The 6,313-nt window shown below is 52.2% G+C and carries 8 protein-coding genes; 2 read left to right on the top strand and 6 right to left on the bottom strand.

Features of this window, described 5'->3' with window-relative positions:
• Window positions 1-273 precede the first annotated feature (273 nt).
• The 5 genes from PsW74_RS19870 to PsW74_RS19850 form a co-directional block, all read right to left on the bottom strand.
• Complete coding sequence (locus PsW74_RS19870) at window positions 274-882, bottom strand: GyrI-like domain-containing protein (RefSeq protein WP_063288939.1); 609 nt, start codon at window positions 880-882, stop codon at window positions 274-276.
• A 160-nt stretch (window positions 883-1,042) separates the two neighbouring features.
• On the bottom strand, window positions 1,043-1,429 hold the full coding sequence (locus PsW74_RS19865; RefSeq protein WP_063288938.1) for a DUF6362 family protein: 387 nt from the start codon (window positions 1,427-1,429) through the stop codon (window positions 1,043-1,045).
• A gap of 11 nt (window positions 1,430-1,440) precedes the next feature.
• Window positions 1,441-1,851: a hypothetical protein gene (locus tag PsW74_RS19860; protein WP_153041715.1), complete on the bottom strand. Its 411-nt coding sequence runs from the start codon at window positions 1,849-1,851 to the stop codon at window positions 1,441-1,443.
• The gene (locus tag PsW74_RS19855) at window positions 1,787-2,503 is read right to left on the bottom strand and encodes a helix-turn-helix domain-containing protein (protein ID WP_063288936.1); all 717 of its coding nucleotides are present in this window, start codon (window positions 2,501-2,503) and stop codon (window positions 1,787-1,789) included. Before PsW74_RS19855 ends, PsW74_RS19860 begins: the two co-directional genes overlap by 65 nt.
• The gene (locus PsW74_RS19850; RefSeq protein WP_063288935.1) at window positions 2,500-2,748 is read right to left on the bottom strand and encodes a helix-turn-helix domain-containing protein; all 249 of its coding nucleotides are present in this window, start codon (window positions 2,746-2,748) and stop codon (window positions 2,500-2,502) included. Before PsW74_RS19850 ends, PsW74_RS19855 begins: the two co-directional genes overlap by 4 nt.
• A gap of 507 nt (window positions 2,749-3,255) precedes the next feature.
• On the opposite strand from PsW74_RS19850, the gene PsW74_RS28700 reads away from it, so the two are divergent.
• A complete protein-coding gene (locus PsW74_RS28700; RefSeq protein WP_153041714.1) occupies window positions 3,256-3,873 on the top strand; it encodes a hypothetical protein in 618 nt (205 codons plus the stop codon).
• Here PsW74_RS28700 and PsW74_RS19840 read toward each other — a convergent pair.
• The gene (locus PsW74_RS19840) at window positions 3,773-5,143 is read right to left on the bottom strand and encodes a site-specific integrase (protein ID WP_082830642.1); all 1,371 of its coding nucleotides are present in this window, start codon (window positions 5,141-5,143) and stop codon (window positions 3,773-3,775) included. The two genes, PsW74_RS28700 and PsW74_RS19840, sit on opposite strands and share 101 nt — an antisense overlap.
• Before the next feature lie 753 nt (window positions 5,144-5,896).
• Between PsW74_RS19840 and PsW74_RS19835 the strand changes: the two genes are divergently transcribed.
• The coding region (locus PsW74_RS19835) for an Hcp family type VI secretion system effector (protein WP_244277882.1) at window positions 5,897-6,313 on the top strand (417 nt) is incomplete at its 3' end.

The following is a 6,313-nucleotide window of genomic DNA, read 5'->3' as shown; positions in this document are numbered from 1 at the left end:
AGACAGGCGGGTTTATTCCCCCGCGAAGGGGTATTGTATTCACCGCCCTCCCGCCCATAAGCGAGAGCTTGCGTAAGGAGGGCTAACTCCAAACACAAATTGACCGCCGAATAACGGCAGCGGTGACCGCTACTTGAAAGAGGTTGTGATGCCTCAAGAGGACCATGCGATGAATGTGGCAAGGTGTCAATGCAAGGAAACCGAATTCCTCCACAAACCCATGGGATTAGCGGGTGAGAGACGATCTTTGTCGAGGCACTGTATTTCTGAGCTTTATGACATTGGTTGACGGATGACGGTCTTCCAATTCTCAGGAGCTGCTCTGCGAATGTCCGTAAGGTAAATCTCATGGTGCTTGCCGCGTAAGCGTTTTCCGTTCTGATTTATGAAAGTATGCACCAGTTCAATTGTAGGTCCTTCTTCGGAGAAGGGACCAACATGCAACGTCTGGGCAGTCAGGCCTTCGTGAAAGGTCTCATATCGAATCTTGTTAATCGCGGGCAAGTCCTTCTTAGCTTTGACTTGGTCTACCGCTCTTTTCACCAGATCTCGGGTTATGAGCTCAGGCTGCATGATCATCATCGTCCATATCCAGTTGGATTTGTTGTCATTGATGAAGTCAGACATGTCGTCGGCCCACCACAAGCCCTCGAGCGGCATAACTCCATAATCAATGCCAGTATTGCTCTGTTTGATCATGAACTTGAGAGTATAGGAAACGGAATAAAGCGCCTCAATTGCTTCGCTGTAGATTTTTGAACCAGGTTCGCCCTTGCCGTCAACCATGAGAAAGTTCATGGCGGGAACATCTACCTCAACAACATGCTTTGCTGAGGGTTTGTAGAGCACTTTAAGCTCCCGCTTGTAATCAATTTTCAACATGCAGCTGCATCCTCAATTTGGGAACCATCAGGCGATTTTTGTAAAGTACACCAGTTGCACGCTTCTGATATATGGGGCTTCCCAATTCTTGCTTTCTTGAAAAGTAAAACAGGCCAGTGTGCAAATTTGAATCACATCATTCGTTGAATTGTGCTGGGGACTAGGTAGAGCCCTTCAGTTTAATTTGTATGGTCAGAACAGCAGCCACAGCACGGCGATGGGCGGTGGAGCGAGTAAGCCCGACCTGAATGCAGATGGGTCGCCAGCGGTAACCTTCTGCCCGCATCCAGAGTATTTTTCTATCATCAGGTTCAGGAACGTATCGTAGCCAATCGATGGCTTCTTCCATGCGCTGAATGTCTTTGGCGCTGGGCACTGTTCGGATTTGGGTCTTGTTGTAGCCATAAGCCTCATGAACATCATGGATGACTTGCGGCCAGGTGTTGCCGTCCCGCCTTGGTGTTGACCTTGGTGGATTTGGAAGTCGCCGTAACGTGCTGGCCGCAAGTTCAAGCCGGTCGACGATCTGTGTGGTGTTCAGGGCCAAACAAGTATCTCCTAGCTGTTGGACTGAGGCATCACTTGAGCTTCTAAAACGCTGTTCAGCACCCGGATATGGAAGTTGCGGGCTGCCATGATGGGTTCGGCCAGAGTGATCAGTTGACCGGGGGTGGGCGCGATAGTCTTGCTGCTGCGCCTCCAGGTCTGACAGGTGGCAAAGATTACATCAGTTGGATAGCTGCTTAGATCCTGGATCCAATCCTCAATCAGTTGTGTGATGGCCTCTGGTGAGAGCCGTTTTTGCGGATAGTGGTTGAGAAGCTGACCAACAGCCAGGCTCACTGGTTTTGACCCACCAGGTGCGTTGGCCTGTGTGAGTGTGCTGAGCAGTTGCTCCAGTTCCTCAATCTCCTGAGCTGTCCGCTGCGCCTGACGTCGTTCTGGCCGTGTGGTGGTCAGCTGCTGCAAGAGCCTCATCCCAGGCTCTCTGCCAAACATGGGAAATGGATTTTTTGCGCTTGGAGGGTTCATGGGATCGAACAGATTGCTCATGGGATTTCTCCTCGGATTGAAGGCCTGCCTGTGCTTGAGGTTTTGCCCGAAGTTGCTCACAGGGCGGGTTTTGGGGGTAAGGGGGAAAAGGTTCTTTTGATGGTTCTAAATGACGGTTCAAGGGGGGCACCACGTGCCGGTTGGTAGCGGCACCACATGCCGGTTGGTGCGGCACCACGTGCCGGTTGCTGGCAGGTCCTTCCGGCACACCATGCCGGCTGGTTGTTCCGGGTTTGATCGCTGGTAAGTTTTCCAAGGCAGGGTGATCATTTTGATCGGGAATGGCCCTGCGTCCGTCAAAGCCAGTAAGGACGAAAATATCGGACCTGCGAGAGCCATTGGCACGGCGACGTTGGTAGCGGGTGATCAGCCCCAGCGCTTCCAGGTCATTCAGGCAGTTGCGCAGCTTGCGCTCGCAGCAGCAGCACGCCTCCTGCAACGTCGTTTGCGATGGCCAGCACAGGCCGAACTCATCGGCAAAGTTGGCGATGGTGATGAGCACAAACTTCTCGATCGGATCGGAAACTTGAGAACACCCATAAGCCCAGGTGATCGCTTGAACGCTCATAGGTTCGAAATCCTGTTCTCACGGATTTCCTTTTGCTTGAGCCACTCGATGACAGAGGCGCGGCGATAAAACACCCGCCTGCCAGTACGCACACACGGCGGGCCAATACGCATGGTCTGCCAGCGGCCCAGCGTATCAACACAAACGCCAAGCTCTTTGGCCAGCTCGGCGCGGGTCATCCAGCCATCAAGGATGGCCTTAGGTTCTGTTTGTTCAAGTTCCGGGGTAGGGACGTTGTCTTCCATGTGCTCCTCTAAAGCAGGACCGCTTGGGCTCAAACGGTTTGCGGAAAAGCTAAGCATGGAGAGCAAATGGGCGTATAGGCGTTCAAAGGCAGTGAAAGGCGTTCATAGGCGTTCAAACATTAAGGCAACGCCTATTGAGGACAACCGAACCGTTTCCTGAGGCTGCTCCGCCGGTAATCCACCTGATGCATCGGAGGCCTCAAACCAAGGGCTGCAACTGCCCCTGTGAGTTCATGAAGATTTGGAATATCCCATAGATATCAATGGTCAATTTTAGAATTCGAGTTGCAGCAAAAACCTTCAGTATTTCAAACAGTTGATATTCTGGTCAAATCAACTCTGCTGGACGTGCTGATTTGAGAAACTGGCCTGTTGTAAGCCGGTAAAGGTCTTAAGTTTTTCTGGAAATAGCCTGACCTAAACGGCAGGTTGAATGCGAACTACATGCGGTGATGTGTTCTTTGATGAGGCCCAATAGAAACTGGGTGCCACAGGGGAGGGATACCAATGACGCTGCCATCAAAAGAGTATTTCACAGTTTTTGAAGCCGAGGCGCGTTGGGGCGTTCCTCTTGCCACCATTGCAGGCTGGGCTGAGGCGGGGCGGTTTCGCCTTGTCACCAGTACGCCATTGGTTGTGTGCGGGGCACAAAAAGTATGTGAGATGGTGGAGCTGTGCGGATCGGATCTGTTCAAAATGCTGGGAACCGCGGGGGTACCTGCACGCACCTGCCTCGTGCACCGCGTGATCCCTTTGCGCAAGAAAGGTGCCGAATTGCTTTATGTCACCTGCCCCAGGCAAGGTCTGGCAGTACAGCCCGATGAGCTTTGGATTCCAGCGACTGATCTTTATCGCTTTGAAGAAAAGCATGCTTTTGGTCAGTGTAGTGGCAGGAGTGGCAATCGGGGTGGACGTGAACCGAAGTATGGCTGGGAAGGGATGTGGGCACCGCTGTGTGTGCATCTGTTTACGCAAGGCGTCCCCAATACCCTGAATGAGCTCGCCAGTGCGATGCAGGACTGGTTTATTGAGGTCTCTCCAGCCGGAGAGGCGCCTGATATGAGTACCATCCGTCGCCGTATTCAGCCTCTTTGGCAGGCGCTGAAAACGGCACGGGAGAACTAGCAGGCAAGGTTAGTGCAGAAAAGACAGGTGAGGTTGGAGGAGGTGAGACAACTTGCTGCGTGTGTCGGCGCGGCTTGGCGGACACATAACCTGCAACTGCATTAACGCTTTCACGTAACGGAGATTCCATCAGATGGGCATAGCGCTGAGTTGTGCTCATTTGGGTGTGCCCCAAGAGCCTGCCGATCACCTCCAATGAAGCGCCTCCAGACACCAGAAGAGATGCAAACGTATGGCGAAGATCATGAATGCGGACATCGCAGATCTCTGCCTGTTTCAAGATACCTTGCCAATAGCGACGCATTTCATGAATGGGTTTGCCAGTCCCATCTCCCGGAAACAGCCAGGGGCAGTCTTCAGAGACAGCGGACTGGCGTCTCCTCACCAAGTCAGCGACCTCAGGTGATATAGGCAGGCGGTGGATACGCTTCTGTTTGGTATTGGTTGCTGGTTTGAACCAGGTCAGGAGTTCGAGGTTGAACTGCTCAAAGCGGGCAAATCTTACTTCGCCCAGACGTGAGCCTGTGAGAAGGCAGAGGCGGATCACATCAGCCCCGCGTTTGTCTTTGCTGTTCTCGAGCGCATCAGACAGACGGTTGATCTCAGCAAGTGACAAGAACCGCTCGCGGGCATTCTCTAGCCTTTTGTGGAACCCTTGCGCTGGGTTATCAGGACGCATCTTCCACTGCACCGATAGATTAAACATTTTGCGTAGGATCTCGCCGAGACGATTGGCTCGAATAGGTGTGGATTTTGGTTTGCTTCGGCGTTTGAGTTTCTTTGCGGGACGATGTCGCCCAGCGGCCACGTTGCTGAGCAGCTTGTTGACATCCGCAGGTGAAATCTCGCGCACCAGAAGGTTCTTCCACTGTGGCAGCACCAGCTTACTCAGCATGGAAATCTGGTCTGCCTGATTGCGGGCGGCAAGTTTGGGTAGGTGCTCATCGATATAACGCTCAATAAGATCGCTTACGCGCGGCACTACACGTTCTGCTTCCCGATTGCCCAGCGGGTCGTAATCAAGCTCAATCTCCCGGCGGATGGTTTTGGCTCGCTCTCGCGCTGCGACCACACTCCAGGCTGGCCACTGGCCGATGGTGTAACGACGCTGGCGGCCATTGACGCGGTAAGACACGTTAAACGCCTTGGTACCGGACTTGTAGATCACCAAAGCAAAACCAGATACGACACTGTCAAACAGCTGGTATTGACGCACCGTGGGTTTTGTGTTGCGAGCAATCTTTTCTGTAAGGCGCTGACGACTTGGCACAATCTACTCCCCCTCACATAACATCCAAGTAATGCGTAGTGTGCCAGCTCTTGCAAGATCTAAGTCTTAGCTTATGGCGTGCTCATGCTTGCAGGGAAGTCTAATCGGAGCAAATCTTGGGCGTATAGGCGTTCATAGGCGCTCAAAGGCAATGAAAGGCGTTCAAAAGCAGTGAAAAATAGAAGGGGTGCACGCAGGACGCCAAATCAGGAGAAAAATCCCCCTGCGAAAGAACTGGAAGATGAATAGCGATAGGCTGAGCTGCCAGCTTCAGCCAGTTTGCATATCAAGCATTATTCCTGAGCAGTATTCATCTGAAAGCAGTTCTTCGCTGTCAAAGGTCACTATAAGCTCCCCTAAGAGGAATTGTTTTGGAGGTCATTTGAGATCTGAAGCCCCCAAATTCAGCTCAAAAAGGACCTTGTCTTTGAATTCTTATTCCGATTTCCCCTTATATTTCAGGGATAAGCCAAAAGCAGCCCAAGTTTACGTTGCGGCACTAAATTTGCAGCGCTGCGTCGTAGGCAATTTGCGCGTGTTCTAAAATTAATTTCTCTTGTTATTTCAATAGGTAAATCCGATCAGGTGTGCTCTTTTCTTCTGCTTTCCCACTCTGGCATGCAAGTTGCATTTGTGTTGGTACGCTGTCGCAGACTGGGGTCTGGGGCTGTGGCCCATTCTCATCAAATGGGGTTCATTTATTTGTTTTGCTGCGTCTGTCCGCACATGGAGGGCGCTCACCAGGAGCATACTATGCCAACACCCGCTTATATCACCATTGAAGGGTCAACTCAGGGTCCAATCACTCAAGGCGCGTTTACTGAAGATTCCGTCGGTAACGTGTGGCAGGAAGGCCATGAAGACGAGATCATGGTGCAGGCCATTGATCACACCGTCATCATTCCTCGTGATATCCAGTCCGGCCAGCCAGCTGGTCAGCGCGTGCACACTCCGTTCAAGTTCACCTGCTCCATGAACAAGTCCATCCCGCTGCTGTATAATGCGCTGGTTTCTGGTGAGATGCTGCCGAAGTGTGAAGTCAAATGGTACCGCACCAATTCTTCCGGTAAGCAGGAGCATTTCTTCACCACCTCCTTTGAAGATGCGCTGATCACCAACATCGAGTGTGGCCTGCCACATTGTCAGGATCCGAAGAACGCTGACTTCACT

It is taken from the genome of Pseudovibrio sp. W74 (assembly GCF_001623085.1).
Classification (GTDB): Bacteria; Pseudomonadota; Alphaproteobacteria; order Rhizobiales; family Stappiaceae; genus Pseudovibrio.
The sequence above is the reverse complement of the archived record's forward strand: the minus strand, read 5'-3'. Positions and strand labels throughout refer to the sequence as shown.

Coding starts and splice junctions, on each gene's coding strand:
- PsW74_RS19870 (WP_063288939.1), bottom strand. CDS start 882: ATGTTGAAAATTGATTACAAGCGGGAGCTTAAAGTGCTCTACAAACCC.
- PsW74_RS19855 (WP_063288936.1), bottom strand. CDS start 2,503: ATGAGCGTTCAAGCGATCACCTGGGCTTATGGGTGTTCTCAAGTTTCC.
- PsW74_RS19850 (WP_063288935.1), bottom strand. CDS start 2,748: ATGGAAGACAACGTCCCTACCCCGGAACTTGAACAAACAGAACCTAAG.
- PsW74_RS28700 (WP_153041714.1), top strand. CDS start 3,256: ATGACGCTGCCATCAAAAGAGTATTTCACAGTTTTTGAAGCCGAGGCG.